Origin of the sequence: Jannaschia sp. R86511, from assembly GCF_042466345.1 — a bacterium.
Classification (GTDB): domain Bacteria; phylum Actinomycetota; class Actinomycetes; order Actinomycetales; family JBBAYJ01; genus Aquipuribacter.
On record NZ_JAXHCD010000001.1, the window covers coordinates 371,518 to 388,598 of the forward strand.

Below are 17,081 nucleotides of genomic sequence, written 5' to 3' on the forward strand. Positions count from 1 at the left end.
GAAGCGGTCGGAACGGGCTCGGGCGGCCCGCGGTCCGGCTTGCCGTCAGCGGCCCGGCGCCGCCGCCAGCACGTCCGCCAGCATCTGCTGCAGCCGGTGCCCGTCGGACGCGTGCACGAACGGGACGCCCTCGACCAGCTCCGTGCGGGGGCCCTCGTCCTCGACGATGCGGACCTGGCGCATGGCGACCGCCACGACCCGGCCGGGGTGGCTGCGGATGAAGTCGGCGTAGATGGCCGGGTCGTGCTCGCCGTCGTCACCGACCAGGACCCAGCGGACCCAGGGCAGGTCACGGGCCAGCCGCTCCAGCGAGCCCCGCTTGTGGGCCTGCCCGTCCCGGAAGAACCGGTCCGGACGCGGCCCCCAGTCCGTCATCAGCAACGACCCCCGGGGGAAACCGTTGCGCGCCAGGAACCGGGCCACCGGGCCGGCCAGGTTCCAGGGGCCGTTGCTCAGGTAGACCACGGCCGGGTCACGCTGGGAGCCGAGCACCGACCGCAGCAGCGCCGCGGTGCCGGGCACGGCCTGCCGTCCCTCGCTGCCCCGCGCCAGCGTCCGCCACGCCGCCCGCAGCGGGTGCCGCAGACCCGTCACCCAGGCCGTGTCGTCGATGTCGCAGACCACGCCCACGGCGGCCTCGGACGAGGCGACCTGGACCAGCGCGGGCACCTGCTTGCGCCCGGTCACGTGGAACAGCACGTCCGACCAGCCCGCCGGCAGCCGCTGCTCGAGGTCGACGTCGACGAACCCGCCCGGACCGCTGACCAGCTCGTGACGACGACCGGCGACCTCGACGTCCAGCCGGGCCCCGGGCCGCTCCAGCGTCAGCAGGCGACGCCAGCCGGCGACGCCGACGACCTCCGACGGCTCCGCCCCGGGGGCGGCCAGCACGACGCGCGCCAGCACCCGGACGTGGTCCGGGGCCCCGATGCCGGTGTAGGGCAGGACGGCCTCGCTCCAGCCCCGCCGCGCGGCCAGGCGCGACAGCAGCGCCGTCGCACCGACCTCGGCGCGGTACGCCACCCGGACCGCGGCGGTCCGCACCCGGGTCAGCGCCCGCCGCGCTGGTGCCCCCGGTCCGCTCACCGGGGGGCGGGCGGGGGTGGCTGGCGGGGTCGGACGGCTCGTCATGGGCGGCGACGGTGCCAGACGACGACGCCCCACGCATCGCGGTGCGGTCCACGACCTGGGACCGACCGGGTGACGGACGGGGCTGCACGCGGGATCCTGGGCCGACGCTCCAGCGCTGCCGGCACCCGACCGACAGACTGCAGGAGCCGCAGACGGCGACCCGCGACCAGGCCGGTGCGGACGGAGGGGGTGCGACGGTGACGACGGTGCTGGCGCTGCCCGTCGTGTGGTCCCTGCCGCTGCTCGCCGTGGCCGGGGTCGCGGTGGCGCTCACGGCCCTGCTGAGCCGGCTGCCGCTGCGCCTGGTCGGCTTCGGCGGGGCGATGGTCTACTCCCTGGACTCCGCGGTCCTGGCGTTCCTGCTGTGGGTCACCGTCACCACGACGGCGCGGGAGGGCCAGCTCGCCGACCCCGGGGGCGGGGCGCTGGTGCCCGTCGCGGCGGTCGCGTGGCTGCCCTGGCTGCTGGGCTACGCGCTGGCCGAGGCGACGGCGAGCCAGCGCCGGCCGGCGGTGCGGGCCTACAACGTCCTGCTGTCCGCGGTGGCCGGGCTGGTGTTCGTCATGGTCGCGCTGGTGGTGCGGGCCGCCACGGCCCAGCTGGTCGAGGGCGACCACGCCCCCGTCACGACCGGCGTCTGGGACGTGGCCGCGGTGGTCGTGGCCAGCGCCGCCTACGTCCTGGTCGACCTGCTGCTCAGCGCGGTGTACGTCGCCCGCGTGGAGGGCAGCGCGTTCACCGAGGTGCTGGCCGACCCGGCCGGCCTGGTGGGGGCGGGCACGGTCCTGGCCGTGAACGCGACGGCCGCGCTGGCCGCCGTCCTGCTGGCCCTGGCCCCCTGGGGCCTGCTGCTGCTGGTGCCCGTGGCCCTGGCCCTGGTCCACGCGACCCGCACCTCGACCGCCGCGATGGCCCAGCACGCACGGGCCCAGGCGCTGTACCGCGGGGCCGTGGGCTGCCAGGCCGCGACCACCCGCGCCGACGTGGTCGAGGCCGTCCGCCTCGCCGCCGAGGACGCCTCGGCGGCACCGACCACGGTCGGGTCCGAGCCCCCGGACGACGACCAGGTCGGCGCCGGCATCGACGACGACGGCGAGCTGCGCTGGCTGGTGGTCGGGCCCCGCCGCAACCGCCACGTGTTCGACGACGACGACCGGGCGGCCGTCGCGACGCTGGCCGCGCTGGCCGAGCAGGCCCTGGCGCGGGTGGGGGCGATGGAGCGGGTGCGCCACGTCGCCGAGCGCGACGCGCTGACCGGGGTGCTCAACCGCGGCGCCGTGCTGCGGCTGCTGACGCAGACCCTGACCCCGGCCTCGGCCGTCCTGTTCTGCGACGTCGACCGGTTCAAGACCGTCAACGACACCTTCGGCCACCGGGTCGGCGACGAGGTCCTGGTCCAGGTCGCGGCCGCGCTGCAGCAGGTCGTGGGCGAGCACGGCACCGTGGGCCGGGTCGGTGGCGACGAGTTCGTGGTCGTGCTGCCCGACGGCGACCACGAGCGCACGACGCAGCTGCGTGCGTCGCTGCGGCGCGCCCTCGAGCCCCCGGTCGTCGCCGGCGGGGAGGACCTGCGGGTCGGGCTGAGCGTGGGCGTGGCCCGGCTGGCGGAGCTGCAGGCGGCGACCGCCACGGACGCCGAGGACCTGGCCGAGGCGCTGCTCGAGCGGGCGGACCAGCGCATGTACGACGACAAGCGCGCCGAGCAGCGCCAGCCGTCGCCGCCCGGCTGAGGCTCCGGTCCGGGTCGCTGGGCCGATGGGGTGGCCCGCGACCGGTGGCGTCACCCCGGCGGTGCCGGGTCCGCGCAAACGCCGGACGCCGGGGGGCCCCGACCTGGACACTCACCGACGTCAACGCACGCCGCGGGGCCCGGGGGACCGACGTCACGCACTCCCACCTGGAGACCGTCATGTCGAGCCACGACCCCTACGCCGCCACGCCCGGGCCCGTCCCGGGCGGCACCCAGCTGCTGCCCCCGCCGCCCCGTCGCCGCCGGGGTCTGGTCGTCGCCCTGGTCGCCGGCGCCACCGTCGCCGTGCTCGGGGTGGGCACCGCGGGGGCCCTGGTCGCCCAGCGGCTGATGGCCGGCAGCCCCGACCGGCTGGTGGCCCTCGTGCCCGGCGACGCCGTGCTCTACAGCCACGTCAACCTGCAGCCCTCGGCGTCCAACCTGGTCGGCCTGGTGTCGCTGGCCGACCGGCTGGAGGAGGCCACGGGCGAGCCCTTGCTGGACGCCGACCGCCTGGTCGACGAGGTGGGCGAGGACGAGCCGGTCTGGGCCGATGACGTCGAGCCGTGGCTGGGCCGGCAGGCGGCCGGCTTCACCACGGCGCCGGCGGGCGAGGGCGCCGTGCCGGACGCCGCCGCCCTGGTGCTGGTCTCCGACCGCGAGGCCGCCGCCGCGTTCGTCACCGAGCACGTGACCACGGTGGGCGCCTGGGACGCCGGCGACGGCACCGAGGGGTGGCGGCTGGAGACCCCGGACCTCGGCACCGGCCTGGGTGCGGACCTGGGTGCCGACCTGGGCGCTGACCTCGGTTCGGACCTGGACACAGACGCGCCCGCCGTCGAGGTCGTGCTCGCGCTGACCGACGACCTGCTGGTGGTCGGCACCGAGGCCGCCGTCAGCGGGGTGCTGGCCGGCCCCGACGCACCGCTGGCCGACGTGCCCGCCTACAGCGCGCTGGTCGACGAGCTGCCGTCCTCCGTGCTCACCACCTGGGTCGACCTGGAGGCCGCGTCGGAGTCGCAGGTCGCCGAGCTGGGCGCGGGCACCGCCGGCCAGCTGCAGCAGCAGCTGCCCGCCCGCCAGATGGCGTTCGGGCTCGGTCTGCGCTCCGGTGCGGCCGACCTGACGGTCGTGTCCAGGCCCACCGAGGACCTGGCGGAGCTGCCCGTCACCGCGGCCGAGGCCGAGATGACCGACCTGCCCGCCGGTGGCCTGGTGTACCTGCACGCCCCGGCCGCCGGCGCCACGCTGAGCCGCAGCCTGGCCGCGCTCGACGAGACCATGGCGAGCGAGGGACTGGCGAGCGAGGGACTGGACGGCGGCGACGGCGCGGCGGTCCCGTCCGCCACGGCGGCGGTCGACGAGGCGCTCGCGGGCTACGGCACGGACCTGGACACGGTCGCGGGCTGGCTGGGCGACCTGTCCGGCATGGTGGCCTACGACCCGACGACGGCCGAGGACAACGCGGCGCTGCTGCTGCGGGCCGCCGTGTCGGACGAGGCCGCGGCCGGCGACCTGCTGGACGCGGCCACGGCGGACCTGCCCCCCGACAGCGGGCTGCAGGTGGAGCCCGGCTCCGTCGGCGCGGGCGACGCCCGCCTGGCCGTCGGCGACGGCGCGCTGACCCTGGCCGTGGGCCGGACCGGTGACGGGACGCTCGGCGACGACCCGGACTTCCGGGACGCGGTCGACGGGCTCGACGGCGACCCGGTGATGTACCTCGACGTGCGGGGCGCGGTCGGCGCGCTGGCGCCGTTCCTGCTGGAGGGGGCCGAGCCGGACGAGGCGGGGCGGCAGGCCCTGGACGCCTTCGCCGCGTTCGACGCCCTGGTGGTGACCCAGGAGCGCACGGACGCCGGCCTGGACCGCGGCAGCGTGCGGCTCAGCTGGGGCCGCCCGCTCGCGCCGGTCGACCTGGAGGCCCTGAACCCGCCGGACGTCGACCTCGGCGAGCTGGGCGAGCTGTCCGACCTGGCCGGGGCCGGCGCGCCGGAGCCCACCGACCCGGCCGGGCTGGACCTCGGCCCGGACCTCGGCACCGACCTCGGCACGGAGGACGGCTTCGGCGGCGGCCCCGCGGCCGGCGCGGACGCCTACGGCGACGACCCCGCCCTGGACGCCCTGTGGGACGCCTGCGCCGAGGGCGACGGGGCCGCGTGCGACGAGCTGTACTACACGTCGCCGCTCGGCAGCGGCTACGAGGAGTTCGCCCTGACCTGCGGCGGCCGGGCCGAGGAGGAGACCTTCGGCTGCACCGACGCCGGCTGAGCCCGCGGCCGCCCGGCCCATCCGGGTCGGGCGGCCGGGCGGCTCAGCGGCGGCGCATCCGGGTCGGGCGGCCGGCCGATCAGCGGCCGAGCCCGGCGGCCTCGGCGCCGATCGACGTGGCCCCGCCGTGGCCCGTGCGCACGACGGTGTCGTCCGGCAGCGGGAACAGGCGCGAGCGGATCGACGCCTCGATGACGTCGCGGTCGCTGAACGACCGCCCCGTCGCCCCCGGCCCGCCCTGGAACAGGGTGTCGCCGGTCAGCACCGTGTGCAGGTCGGGCACGTGCAGGCACACCGCACCCGGGCTGTGGCCCGGGGTGTGCAGGACGTGGACCTCGGTCCCGGCCACGCGCAGCACCTGGCCGTCGGACAGGTCGGCGTCCCAGCGCGCGTCGCCGTGGGTCAGCTGCCACACCGGGGCGTCGTCGGGGTGCAGCATGACCGGAGCGTCGAACCGGCGCCCCGCCTCCGGCGCCTCGCGGCAGTGGTCGTCGTGGGCGTGGGTCAGCACCACCGCGACGACGCGGCGGCCGGCCACGAGCGCGGCCACCGCGTCCAGGTCGTGGGCCGGGTCGACGACCAGGCACTCGTCCTCGTCGCCCAGGACCCACACGTTGTTGTCGACCTGGTGCGTCTCGCCGTCCAGGCTGAAGGTGCCGGAGGTCTCGACGTGGTCGACACGCACGACCCCGCCGGTCGTGCCCTCGGCCGTGCTGCCGTGCGCGTCCGTCGCGTCGCCCGTCACGTCGCCCATCAGAGCACCACCACCGAGCGCAGGACCTCGCCGCGGTGCATCTTGTCGAACGCGGCCTCGACGTCGCCGATGCCGATGGTCTCGGTGACGAACGCGTCCAGGTCGAACCGGCCCTGCCGGTACAGGTCGACGAGCATCGGGAAGTCACGGTCGGGCAGGCAGTCGCCGTACCAGGAGGACTTGAGCGAACCACCGCGGCCGAAGACGTCGAGCAGCGGCAGCTCCAGCGTCATCTCCGGGGTGGGTACGCCGACCAGCACGACGGTGCCGGCCAGGTCACGGGCGTAGAACGCCTGCCGGTACGTCTCGGGCCGGCCGACGGCGTCGATGACGACGTCGGCGCCGAAGCCGCCGGTCAGGGCCTGGATCGCCTCGACGACGTCGCCGTCGGCGGGGTCCACGGTGTGGGTGGCGCCGAAGCCCCGGGCCCACTCCAGCTTGCGCGGGTCGAGGTCGACGGCGATGACCGTGGTCGCGCCCGCGATCGCCGCACCGGCCACCGCGGCCGCGCCCACGCCGCCGCAGCCGATGACCGCCACGGAGTCGCCGCGCTGCACGGCGCCGGTGTTGACGGCGGCGCCGAAACCCGCCATCACGCCGCAGCCGAGCAGGCCGGCGGCGGTGGCCGGGGCCTGCGGGTCGACCTTGGTGCACTGCCCGGAGTGGACCAGCGTCTTGGCCTGGAAGGCGCCGATGCCCAGCGCGTTCGACAGCACCGTGCCGTCGGTCAGGGTCATGGGCTGGGCGGCGTTGTGGGTGTCGAAGCAGTACCAGGGCCGGCCGCGGCGGCAGGCGCGGCACTGACCGCAGACCGCGCGCCAGTTGAGGACCACGAAGTCGCCCTCGGCCACGTTGGTCACGCCCTCGCCGAGCGCGGAGACCACGCCGGCGGCCTCGTGGCCGAGCAGGTACGGGAAGTCGTCGCCGATACCGCCCTCGCGGTAGTGCAGGTCGGTGTGGCAGACCCCGCAAGCCTGCACGTCGACCACGACCTCACCCGGACCGGGGTCGGGGACGACGATGGTCTCCAGCGTCACCGGCTCGCCCTTGGCGCGGGTGACGACTCCCTGGACCTCGTACGGCATGCGTGTCTCCTTCGACGGTGCGGGGGCGGCGGCCCGAGGGGCCCGCGCGCCACGTGCGGTCGTGCGCATCCTGCTACAGGTGGCCGGGGCCTGCGCCCCGTGAGCAGGTGGGGACCCGGGTGGGGCGCCGGCCCGGTGACGGCCCGCCTCACTCCCCGGTGGTGCCGTCCAGGGCCTCGCGCAGCAGGTCGAGGTGGCCGCAGTGACGGGCGGTCTCCTCGATCAGGTGCGTGACGGCGTAGCGCAGAGAGAACTCCATCCCCGGGCCCCGGGCGGGCTCGTCGAGGCCGTGGGCCCGCACCACCGCCCGGGAGCGCTCGCACTCCTGCCGGTACCCGTCCAGGACCTCGGCGAGCGTCGCACCGTCGGCGACGAGGAACCCGCCGTCGCCCGGGTCGTCCTCGGTCCAGGGGTGGGGCAGGTCCTGGCCGTCGAAGTCGATGGCGAGCCAGAACCGCTCGACCAGCATCAGGTGCCGGACCACACCGGCGACCGTCAGGGTCGACGGCGGGACGGCGGCCGTCCGGGCCTGGGTCTCGGTCAGACCGGCCGCCTTGAGCTCGACCGTCGCCCGCAGGAAGTCCAGGACGTCGCCGAGGACGTCCCGCTCCGGGGCAGCCTGCCGCGGGTCGGGACGACCGTCGGGGCGGACGGGGCGGCCGAGCGGGTCGAGCACCAGGTCGGTCATGACGCGACGGTAGGCCGCGGCACCGACGACGGGCACCGACGACGGGTCAGCCGTCGGTCGCCCGGGCGGTCAGCAGCAGGTACTCCCAGCGCATCACCGGGGTCCCGGTCGCGGTGGCCGTCAGGTGCCGGGCGCCCAGCTCGACCAGCGCCCGGTCCAGCGCGGCGGTGCGCACCGGGTCGTCGGCCAGCCCGCGGTAGACCGCGACGGTCGGGCCGTACGCCGCGCGGAACAGGTCCCGGAAGTCCTCCGCCGTGGCGAAGCAGTCGACGACGAGCTCCCGGCGCTCGGCCACCACGTCGGTCACCCGGTCGCGCAGCAGGTCCGCCACGTGGGCGGCGTCACCCCACAGCGGCGGCGGCTGGGTCCCGGGCGGCGGGGCCGGCGCGAACGGCCGCATGGTGGCGAACAGCTGCCCGACGAACCCCTCCGGGGTCCAGCTGAGCAGCCCCAGCCGGCCGCCGGGCCGGCAGACCCGGACCAGCTCGGTCGCGGCCTCGCGGTGGTGCGGGGCGAACATGACGCCCACGCACGACATCACCGTGTCGAACTCCCCGTCGTCGAACGGCAGCGCCTCCGCGTCGGCCGTCCGCCAGTCCAGCTCCAGGCCCTCGGCGCGGGCCAGCTCCCGACCGGTGTCCAGCAGCTCCGGGGTCAGGTCGGTCGCGACGACGTGCGCCCCGGCCCGGGCGGCCGGCAGGGCGGCGTTGCCCGTGCCCGCGGCCACGTCCAGGACCCGCTGCCCCGGGGCCACGTCGCAGGCGGCGACCAGCACCGGCCCCAGCGACGGGATGACCCGGGCCGCGACCACCGGGTAGTCGCCCAGCGCCCAACACGGCCCGGTGCCGCGCCTTGAGCGCCTGGTCCTGCGGGGTGCCCGGCCCGTACCCCTCATCCCTGCTTCTGCTCGTGCTCGTGGTGCTCGCGTTCGTGGTGGTCATCGTCGGCTCCTCCGGCTGCGACCGGACGCTCCGGCCGGGTCCTCGCGGACCACGTCGAGCCTCACGTGGTCCGCGGCCGCGGTCATCCGTGCTGCGCACGGAGATCCCGGTGCGCGCGGGTCTAGGCTCGCCGAGGTGCGTTCGCCCGGTCGGCACCGGATCACGGCACGTGAGGCCGTCGTCCTCGCGGCGGTCGGGCGACGTCTGAGCAACGCCGAGATCGCCGCCGAGCTCGTGGTCTCCGTCCGCACGGTCGAGAGCCACATCGCCTCGCTGCGGCGAACGTTCGCCGTCACGTCGCGGGCCGAGCTGGTCCGACCCGCCCACGACCGGCGCGCGGCCTCGGTCCCGCTGCCCCGCGACTCCTTCGTCGGCCGCGACGGCGACCGGCAGCTCGTGACCGCGCTGCTGGGACGCTCCCGCGTGGTGACGGTGACCGGACCGCCCGGCTGCGGCAAGACGCGGCTGGCCCTGGAGCTGGCCGCGGCCGGGGCGAGGACCCCGGTGGTGGTCGACCTGGGCCCGGCCGCCCCGCGGGACGTGCCGACCCTGCAGGGCGCCGACCCTCAGCGCAGACCGCGGAAGAACTCCGACACGTCGGCCACGAGCAGCCCGGGCTCCTCCATCGCAGCGAAGTGGCCGCCCCGGCCCTCGACGTCGGTCCAGCGCGTGATCCGGTGCTCCGCCTCCGCGTAGCGCCGGATGCCGACGTCGTGGGCCAGGACGAGCACCGCGGTCGGCACCCCCGAGACGGCGGCCTGCTCGCCCCAGCCGTGCTCCTGGGCGTAGCCGACGTAGGCGCTGGTCCCTCCGGTCCCGGTCAGCCAGTAGAGCATCACGTCGGTGAGCAGCCGGTCGCGGTCGACGACGGTGTCGGGCAGGGCGTGCCGCGGGAACGTCCACTCCCGGAACTTGTCGACGATCCAGGCCACCTGCCCGACGGGTGAGTCCGTCAGGCCCGCCGCCAGGGTCTGCGGGCGGGTGCCCTGGATCGCGATGTAGCCGAACTCCTCGGTCATGAACGCCTCGGTCCGGGCGACCCGGTCCCGCTCGAGGTCCGTGAGCGTGGCCTTCTCGTCCTCGTCCGGACCGTGCAGCGCCACCCCCACGTTGCCGTTGAGGTGGACGCCCACGACCCGGTCGGGGTGCTGCCGGGCGACCTCGGGCGACACCGCGGCCCCGATGTCACCGCCCTGCACGCCGTAGCGGTCGTAGCCCAGGCGCGCCATCAGCTCCGCCCAGGCCCGGGCGATGCGGGCCGTGTCCCAGCCGGCCTCCGCGACCGGGCCCGAGAACCCGAAGCCGGGCAGGGTGGGGATGACCAGGTGGAACGCGTCGGCCGCGTCCCCGCCGTGGGCGACGGGGTCGGTGAGCGGGCCGACGACGTCGAGGAACTCCACGAACGACCCCGGCCAGCCGTGGGTCAGCAGCAGGGGCAACGCGTCCGGCACCGCGCTGCGGACGTGGAGGAAGTGGATGCGCTGCCCGTCGACCGTGGTCGTGAACTGGGGCAGGGCGTTGAGCCGCGCCTCCTGCGCGCGCCAGTCGTAGTCGTCCCGCCAGTGCGCGACGAGCTCGCGCAGGTAGGCCACGGGCACCCCGGTGTCCCAGTCGTCGCCGGGCAGCGGGGCGGGGAACCGGGTGCGCGCGAGCCGGTCACGCAGGTCGTCGAGGTCGGCCTGGGGGACGTCGATGCGGAAGGGGCGGATGGTCGTGTCGGTCGTCATGGGACGAGCCTGACCCCCCTTGCGGACAGCTTCTGTCCTGAAGTCCTGCCAGGCTGATCAGGTGATGGAGACCTCGGCCCGCCTGCTGCGCCTGCTGTCCCTGCTGCAGACCCACCGCGACTGGTCGGGCGCGGTGCTGGCCGAGCGGCTCGAGGTCACCGGTCGCACGCTGCGGCGCGACGTGGACCGGCTGCGGTCGCTGGGCTACCCGGTGGAGGCGCGCCCCGGCACCGGCGGCGGCTACCGGCTGGGGGTCGGGGCCGCCCTGCCCCCGCTGCTGCTCGACGACGACGAGGCGGTCGCGGTCGCCGTCGGGCTGCGCGGGGCCGCCATGTCGGGCCTGGGCGGGGTGGACGAGACCGCCGTCCGCGCCCTGGCCAAGCTCGAGCAGGTGCTGCCGTCCCGGCTGCGGCACCGGGTGGCCGACGTGCACGCCGCGGTGGTGCCGATGCCCGGCCGGGGCCCGACCGCGGACGTGGAGGTGCTGCTCGCGGTCACCTCCGCCGTGCGCGACCGGACCAGCCTGCGGGCGGACTACCGCGGCCACGACGGCCGCGAGTCGCGCCGGTTGCTCGAACCGCACCGGGTCGTGATGTCCGGGCGCCGCTGGTACCTGGTGGCCTGGGACGTCGACCGGGCCGGCTGGCGCACCTTCCGCCTCGACCGGCTCAGCCCCCGCGTCCCCGCGGGTCCCCGCTTCGAGCCCCGGCCGGCGCCGGCGGACGACCTGGCCGCCTACGTGTCCGACGGGATCAGCACCCGCGCCTACCGCCACCGGTGCCGCGTGACGGTGGCCGCGTCGGCCACGGTGGTGGCCGGGCACTTCGACCCCACCATCGCGACCGTGACCCCCCTGGACGCCGGCTCGTGCGAGGTCGTCACCGGCTCGGACGACCTGACCGAGGTGGCCTGCTGGCTGGGGATGCTCCGGGCCGAGATCACCGTGCACGAGCCGGACGCGCTGCGGGCCGCGATGGTGGAGGTGTCGGGTCGACTCGCCCGCGCCGGCCGGTGACGTCCGCCACCAGGCGCACGACCGCACCGGCCACCGCCACCGGGTCCTCCAGCATCGGCAGGTGCCCGGTCGGGAGCGTCTCGACCCACGCGGCAGCCATCGCCCGCGCCGACCGGGCCTGCTGCCGGGCGGTGACCTCCCGGTCCCGACCGGTGGCGAGGTAGGCGCTCGCAGCGGGGGCCGGGTAGGACGGGACCGGGTCCAGGAACAGCCGGACGGGCTCGGGCTGCGCGTCGGCCACGAGCCGGTCGGCCAGCGCGACCTGGACCCCGCGCGTCGCGGCCCGCCGGGCACGCTCGGGGGGCAGCGTGCCGGCGCGGCGCAGCACGGGCCCCAGCACGGCCCGGGCCGGCCACGGCTGGGCCGCGACGAAGGACCGACCGGGCCGGGGGACCACCGCCGCGACCCCCAGCACCGCCGCCACCCGGCCCGGGTGCCGGGCCAGGACCTGCGCGGCGACCACGCCGCCGACCGAGTGCGCCACCAGGACCACGTCCCGGGCCGGTGGGAGCTGCGCCACGAGGTCGTCGGCGACGTCCGCCGCCGAGGCGTCCGGTCGCCGGAGCGGGACGACGACCCCGCACTTCACGCCGGCCAGGTGGTCGCGCACCCCGTCCCAGACCCAGGGGGGCAGCCCGGCCCCGCCGAGGAGGGCGACGTGCACGTCGTTGTGGGTGGCTGGCATGGCTCCTCCTCCTGTATTGGACATCGTCCAATTTAACTGGACGGCGTACAGTTGTCGAGTGACCTCCGCCAGACGTCCCGGCAACCGCGCCGGACTCGACCGCGAGACCGTGCTCGCCGCCGCGCGCCGGCTGCTGGACCAGGGCGGGGCCGACGCCCTGACCATGCGTGCCCTGGCGCGGGACCTGGCCGTGGCGCCGAACGCGCTCTACAGCCACGTCGCCGACAAGGACGCCCTGCTGGACGCGCTGCTGGACGACGTCCTGGCCGGCGTCACCGCCGCCCGGCCCGGTGCGGCCCGCCCGGTCAGCGAGCTGCGCCGCCTCATGCTGTCGACGTACGAGGTCCTGCTCGCCCACCCCCACCTGGTGCCGCTGCTGGTGACGAGGCGGGGGGCGCGGGGCCCTCACGCCGCCCGGCTGGGGCGGGAGACCGACGACCTGCTGCGCCGGGCCGGGGTGGCCGAGCCCGACGTGGTCCCGGCCCGGACCGTGCTCGTGGTGCACACCATCGGCATGGCCGCGTTCAGCGCCGGCCCCACGGACGCGGTGGCGCTCACCACGGGGCAGGCCTCCGCCCGGACCTTCGCCGACAGCCTGCGGTGGCTGCTGGTGGGCACGACCGGGGTGGAGCCGTAGGTGAGGGACGATGACAGACCCGACCCGACCCGACCCGACCCGACCCGAGGAGCCTCCGATGCCCGACCCCGACACCGCCGCCGGACGGGTCGACGGCCCCGACTGGGTCCGCCACGCCGTCGTGTGGCACGTGTACCCGCTGGGGTTCACCGGGGCCGAGGCCGCCCTCGCCGACCTCACCGACGGCCCCCGGCACCGGTTGCCCCACCTGCAGGCCTGGCTGGACCACGTGGTCGCGCTGGGGGCGTCCGTCGTCCAGCTGGGCCCGGTGTTCGAGTCCGAGACGCACGGCTACGACACCACCGACCACCTGCGGGTGGACCCCCGGCTCGGGGACGACGCCGACCTCGACGCGTTCCTGGCCGCCGCCCGTGAGCGCGGCGTCCGGGTACTGCTGGACGGGGTCTTCAACCACGTCGGCCGCGGCCACCCGGCGTTCCGGGCGGTGCTGGAGCAGGGCCCGACGGCCCCGACCGCGTCGTGGTTCCGGCTGCGCTGGCCGGGCGGCGCCGAGGCGTGGCGGCCCGGCGTCGAGCCCGAGCACGACGACTTCGAGGGCCACTCGCACCTGGTCGCGCTGAACCACGCCGAGCCGGACGTGGTCGACCTGGTCGTCGACGTGATGACCCACTGGCTCGACCGGGGGGCCTCGGGCTGGCGGCTGGACGCGGCCTACGCGGTGCCGACGTCGTTCTGGGCGCAGGTGGGCGCCCGGGTGCGGGAGCGGCACCCCGACGCCTACCTGGTGGGCGAGGTCATCCACGGCGAGTACGCGGCGGTGGTGCGTGAGGGCGGCCTGGACGCCGTCACCCAGTACGAGCTGTGGAAGGCGGTCTGGAGCAGCCTCAACGACCACAACTTCCACGAGCTGGCCCACGCCCTCGGTCGCCACGACGAGTTCGTGGGCTCGTTCACGCCGTTCACGTTCGTCGGCAACCACGACGTCACCCGGATCGCCAGCCGGCTGTCCGACCCCGCGCACCTGCAGCACGCCGTGGTCGTGCTGGCCACGGTGGGCGGGACGCCCGCGGTCTACGCCGGGGACGAGCACGGGTTCACCGGCGTCAAGGAGGACCGGGCCGGGGGTGACGACGCAGTGCGGCCCCGCTTCCCCGACACCCCGGAGGAGCTGTCCCCGCTGGGCCTGCCGACGTTCCACCACCACCAGGAGCTGATCGGGCTGCGCCGCCGGCACCCGTGGCTCCACGCCGCCCGGACCGAGGCGGTCGACGTCGCGGACGAGCGCCTGGGCTACGTCAGCACCGACGGCGAGCACCGTCTGCTGGTGGCGCTGTCGACGGCGGCGGGACCGGAGCCGGTCAAGGTGCCCGGCGCGACCGAGGTGCTGGCCGGTCAGGGCGAGCTGCACGAGGCCGGCACCGACGGCGCCCGCATCGACCTGCCCCCGGGCGGCTGGGCCGTGCTGGCCGGCTAACGCGGGCCGCTCAGATCAGGAGCCGGAGCCGGTCCAGCGCCGGCACCAGGGCCTCCTCCTCCACCCGCAGGTGCTCGACGAGGGCCTCGGCCAGCGCCTCGAGCGCGACCGCGACCCGCTGCGCCGCCGCCACCGTGTCGTCGGCGCCGTGGGTCCGGGCCAGCTCGTCGTCCAGGGTGCGCAGCAGCCCGCCGATGCGGACGTGGTCGGCGGTCAGCTCGTCGACCACCGGCTGCAGCGACGGGTCCGCGGCCAGCAGGTCCGGGTACATCCGGGCGTCCTCGATGCCGTGGTGGCCGTGGACGAACCGGCAGTACATCTGGCAGAACGCCCCCAGCTGCGCGAACGTCCGCCGCAGCTGCGAGTCGCGGACCTGCTCGCGCACCTCCCCCAGCGGCAGCCGCCCCTGGGCCAGCGCGGCGGCGGCGGAGCGCAGCTCGACCAGCTCGTGGCGCAGGTGGTCGTGGATGGCGACCAGCAGCTCGCCGGAGCCGCCCGGCTCGGGGGTCACGGTGCTCACGCAGGACATGGTGCCCCGCCGCCGGTGGTCCGGGCCCGCGAACCCGGTCTCGCGGCCGGTTTGCCGACCGTTCAGCCGTCCTGCCCCGCCTGGCCACCAGGCGTCCTCACTTTCGTCATCCGCGGGCGAAAGGGTCCGGACGCTCCCCCCTGCCCCCTGACGAACGGTTGGACCATGTCCTCACGCACCTCCCGGCCCGGCCTGCTGCGCCGGGCCACCGCCTCGGCGTCGCTGCTCGCCGTGCTGCTGGCCGGCCTCACCCTCGCCCCGGCCAGCACCGCCACGACGGTCGAGCCCCCGGCCGACCTCGGCTCCCGGTTCACGCTCGCGGTCATGCCCGACACGCAGTTCTACTCCCGCTACGCCCTGTCGCAGTTCGAGCGCCCGGACCGCTACGGCCCGGGCAACAACCCCTACGCCGCGCAGACCGAGTGGCTCGTCGAGCACGCCGACGAGCTCCGCATCCCGTTCGTGGCGCACCTGGGGGACGTCGTGGACCAGGTCAACACCCAGAGCGAGTGGGAGGTGGCCGACCGCGCCATGACCACGCTGGAGGACGGTGGCCTGCCCTACTCGGTGCTGGCCGGCAACCACGACGTGCGCAACTCCGACGACAACCTGTTCGACGAGGAGTACGACCTGGCCGCCGAGCCGTACCTGCGCTGGTTCGGCCCCGAGCGTGCGGCCGAGCAGTCCACCTACGGCGGCAGCGACCCGACCGGCATGAACCAGTTCCATGTGTTCGAGGCCGAGGGGAACGAGCTCATGGTGCTCGCCCTGTCCTGGCGGGCCTCCGACGCGACCCTCGCCTGGGCCGACGCCGTCATGGCCGAGCACCCGGACGTGCCGGTCATCCTGACCACGCACGACCTGCTCAACATCGACGCCGACGGCGTCACCCCGCGCGAGACCACCAACGGGCTGCGGCTGTGGGAGGGGCTGATCCGGTCCAACGACCAGATCTTCATGACCTTGAACGGGCACTACCACGGGGCCACGCGGCTGGTGAAGCAGAACGACTTCGGCCACGACGTCACGCAGATCGTCATGGACTACCAGATGGCCTACGAGGGCGGGAACGGCTACCTCGGCCTGTTCGAGTTCGACCTGAGCGCAGACCAGATCCGGGTGCAGAGCCCGTCGCCGTGGGTCGTGTCCAAGCCCGCCGAGAAGCTGACGTCCTTCGACTCGGCGTTCCTGCCCGGCAACGGCTCGGAGTTCACGCTGGACATCGACTTCGCCGAGCGGTTCTCCGGCTTCACCACCGACTTCGGCCCCGGGTCCGCCGACGAGCCGAACCTGACCGCCCTGGCCCGCGAGATCGTCCTGGACGGGTTCACCGAGCCCGACACCTCGACCAACGAGCAGCCCGGCGCCACCGACGACTACCCCGTGGTCGACGGCACGCTGGCGCACTGGCGCTTCGAGGACCTGCCCCAGGGTGTCCTGCCCCCCGGTGGCACCGTGCCGGACGTCGCCGCGGGCAACGACCTGACCCGCGTCGGGCTCGCCGCGTCCGGCTCGGCCCACGGCCGAGGCCGGCGACGTCGTCATCACCGACGACGCCAACCCGTTCTCGGCGTCCGGGCAGGCCATGTGCTTCCGGAACTCGAGCCAGGCCGCGAACCGCCTCAGCTACCTGACCACCGCGCCGGACGCCTCCGTGAACGACGCGCACCTGGAGGACGGCTACACGATCGAGACGCTCCTGCGCATCGACGAGAGCTGGGCCGCGAGCGACAACGCCTGGATGAAGGCCCTCGTCCGCTCGGGCAACCGGTCGAAGATCGGCGTGCCGCAGAGCCGCTGGGACTGGACCGCCTCGCCGACCGCCCTCGGCCTGTCCAACCTGCGCGAGTTCCAGTGGACCGAGATCCCGGTCGAGACCAGCAAGGGCGACCGCACCAGCTGGTCCGGCGAGATCATCCTCGACCGCTGGGTCCACGTCGCGCTGGTCAACGACCCGGCCAACCGCAGCACCACCATGTACGTCGACGGCGCCCCGGTGCTGCGCAACGCCACCGACACCCTGGGCCACGGCCTGCAGGACGGCATGCCCTGGCTGTTCGGCAGCGACTGGGTGGACGACCGCGCCACCAACGGGTGGCTCGGCTGCATCGGCGAGACCCGGGTCGTGGACCGTCCGCTGCCCGCCTCGCAGTGGCTGACCGCCCGCGTCGACCTGACCGGGCTCACCGTCGAGGGCCCGGCGCCGGTCGTCTCCCGACCCGTGGCCACGCTGGAGGGCACCGGTCGTCCGGGCTCCGTGGTGACGGTCGAGGGTGACCTGACCGTGACCACCACGGTGGCCACCGACGGCACCTGGTCCGTGCCGGCGCCGCGTCGTCAGCGCCCCGGCACGTACGCCGTCGACGTCCGGCAGTGGCTGGGCACCCGCGCCTCGGAGCCCGTCGAGGTGACCTGGCGCTACGGCACCAGAGGCTGAACCCGCCCGCGGTGGGGTCG

The 17,081-nt window shown here is 75.8% G+C and carries 14 protein-coding genes and 2 pseudogenes; 8 read left to right on the forward strand and 8 right to left on the reverse strand.

Features of this window, described 5'->3' with window-relative positions:
- Window positions 1-45 precede the first annotated feature (45 nt).
- Window positions 46-1,131, reverse strand: coding sequence for an App1 family protein (locus SJY06_RS01835; RefSeq protein WP_380164050.1), 1,086 nt, complete (start codon window positions 1,129-1,131; stop codon window positions 46-48).
- Window positions 1,132-1,328: 197 nt separating this feature from the next.
- Here SJY06_RS01835 and SJY06_RS01840 point away from each other — a divergent pair, with 197 nt between their 5' ends.
- Together SJY06_RS01840 and SJY06_RS01845 are read left to right on the forward strand one after the other, a co-directional pair.
- Window positions 1,329-2,861 carry a diguanylate cyclase domain-containing protein gene (locus SJY06_RS01840; protein WP_380164052.1) on the forward strand — a complete coding sequence of 511 codons (1,533 nt, stop codon included), beginning with the start codon at window positions 1,329-1,331 and terminating at the stop codon, window positions 2,859-2,861.
- Window positions 2,862-3,040: 179 nt separating this feature from the next.
- On the forward strand, window positions 3,041-5,128 hold the full coding sequence (locus SJY06_RS01845; RefSeq protein WP_380164054.1) for a hypothetical protein: 2,088 nt from the start codon (window positions 3,041-3,043) through the stop codon (window positions 5,126-5,128).
- Between the two features lie 79 nt (window positions 5,129-5,207).
- Here SJY06_RS01845 and SJY06_RS01850 read toward each other — a convergent pair whose 3' ends face one another.
- The 4 genes from SJY06_RS01850 to SJY06_RS01865 form a co-directional block, all read right to left on the reverse strand.
- A complete protein-coding gene (locus SJY06_RS01850; protein WP_380164056.1) occupies window positions 5,208-5,882 on the reverse strand; it encodes an MBL fold metallo-hydrolase in 675 nt (224 codons plus the stop codon).
- The gene (locus tag SJY06_RS01855; protein WP_380164058.1) at window positions 5,882-6,967 is read right to left on the reverse strand and encodes an S-(hydroxymethyl)mycothiol dehydrogenase; all 1,086 of its coding nucleotides are present in this window, start codon (window positions 6,965-6,967) and stop codon (window positions 5,882-5,884) included. The genes SJY06_RS01850 and SJY06_RS01855 overlap by 1 nt, the downstream gene beginning before the upstream one ends.
- 148 nt (window positions 6,968-7,115) lie before the next feature.
- A complete protein-coding gene (locus SJY06_RS01860; protein WP_380164060.1) occupies window positions 7,116-7,655 on the reverse strand; it encodes a DinB family protein in 540 nt (179 codons plus the stop codon).
- 46 nt (window positions 7,656-7,701) lie between these two features.
- Window positions 7,702-8,466, reverse strand: a complete 765-nt coding sequence (locus tag SJY06_RS01865) for a class I SAM-dependent methyltransferase (RefSeq protein WP_380164062.1) — start codon at window positions 8,464-8,466, stop codon at window positions 7,702-7,704.
- 265 nt (window positions 8,467-8,731) lie between these two features.
- On the opposite strand from SJY06_RS01865, the pseudogene SJY06_RS01870 reads away from it, so the two are divergent.
- Window positions 8,732-8,902 (forward strand): annotated as a pseudogene (locus SJY06_RS01870) (LuxR C-terminal-related transcriptional regulator); the annotation flags it as partial.
- Window positions 8,903-9,162: 260 nt separating this feature from the next.
- On the opposite strand, the gene SJY06_RS01875 reads toward SJY06_RS01870, so the two are convergent.
- Window positions 9,163-10,323, reverse strand: a complete 1,161-nt coding sequence (locus tag SJY06_RS01875) for an epoxide hydrolase family protein (protein WP_380164064.1) — start codon at window positions 10,321-10,323, stop codon at window positions 9,163-9,165.
- A 64-nt stretch (window positions 10,324-10,387) separates the two neighbouring features.
- Here SJY06_RS01875 and SJY06_RS01880 point away from each other — a divergent pair, with 64 nt between their 5' ends.
- Window positions 10,388-11,338 (forward strand): helix-turn-helix transcriptional regulator, encoded by a 951-nt coding sequence (locus SJY06_RS01880; protein WP_380169659.1) that lies wholly within the window; start codon window positions 10,388-10,390, stop codon window positions 11,336-11,338.
- Here SJY06_RS01880 and SJY06_RS01885 read toward each other — a convergent pair.
- On the reverse strand, window positions 11,262-12,023 hold the full coding sequence (locus tag SJY06_RS01885) for an alpha/beta hydrolase (RefSeq protein WP_380164066.1): 762 nt from the start codon (window positions 12,021-12,023) through the stop codon (window positions 11,262-11,264). The two genes, SJY06_RS01880 and SJY06_RS01885, sit on opposite strands and share 77 nt — an antisense overlap.
- A 58-nt stretch (window positions 12,024-12,081) precedes the next feature.
- Here SJY06_RS01885 and SJY06_RS01890 point away from each other — a divergent pair, with 58 nt between their 5' ends.
- Window positions 12,082-12,660 (forward strand): helix-turn-helix domain-containing protein, encoded by a 579-nt coding sequence (locus SJY06_RS01890; RefSeq protein WP_380164068.1) that lies wholly within the window; start codon window positions 12,082-12,084, stop codon window positions 12,658-12,660.
- 58 nt (window positions 12,661-12,718) lie between these two features.
- Window positions 12,719-14,095, forward strand: coding sequence for an alpha-amylase family glycosyl hydrolase (locus SJY06_RS01895; RefSeq protein ID WP_380164070.1), 1,377 nt, complete (start codon window positions 12,719-12,721; stop codon window positions 14,093-14,095).
- A gap of 10 nt (window positions 14,096-14,105) precedes the next feature.
- Here SJY06_RS01895 and SJY06_RS01900 read toward each other — a convergent pair whose 3' ends face one another.
- Complete coding sequence (locus SJY06_RS01900) at window positions 14,106-14,615, reverse strand: hemerythrin domain-containing protein (RefSeq protein ID WP_380164072.1); 510 nt, start codon at window positions 14,613-14,615, stop codon at window positions 14,106-14,108.
- Window positions 14,616-14,948: 333 nt separating this feature from the next.
- Here SJY06_RS01900 and SJY06_RS01905 point away from each other — a divergent pair.
- Window positions 14,949-15,434: pseudogene (locus tag SJY06_RS01905) on the forward strand (metallophosphoesterase); the annotation flags it as partial.
- 844 nt (window positions 15,435-16,278) lie between these two features.
- Window positions 16,279-17,061: a LamG-like jellyroll fold domain-containing protein gene (locus SJY06_RS01910; RefSeq protein ID WP_380164074.1), complete on the forward strand. Its 783-nt coding sequence runs from the start codon at window positions 16,279-16,281 to the stop codon at window positions 17,059-17,061.
- The last annotated feature ends 20 nt before the right edge of the window (window positions 17,062-17,081 follow it).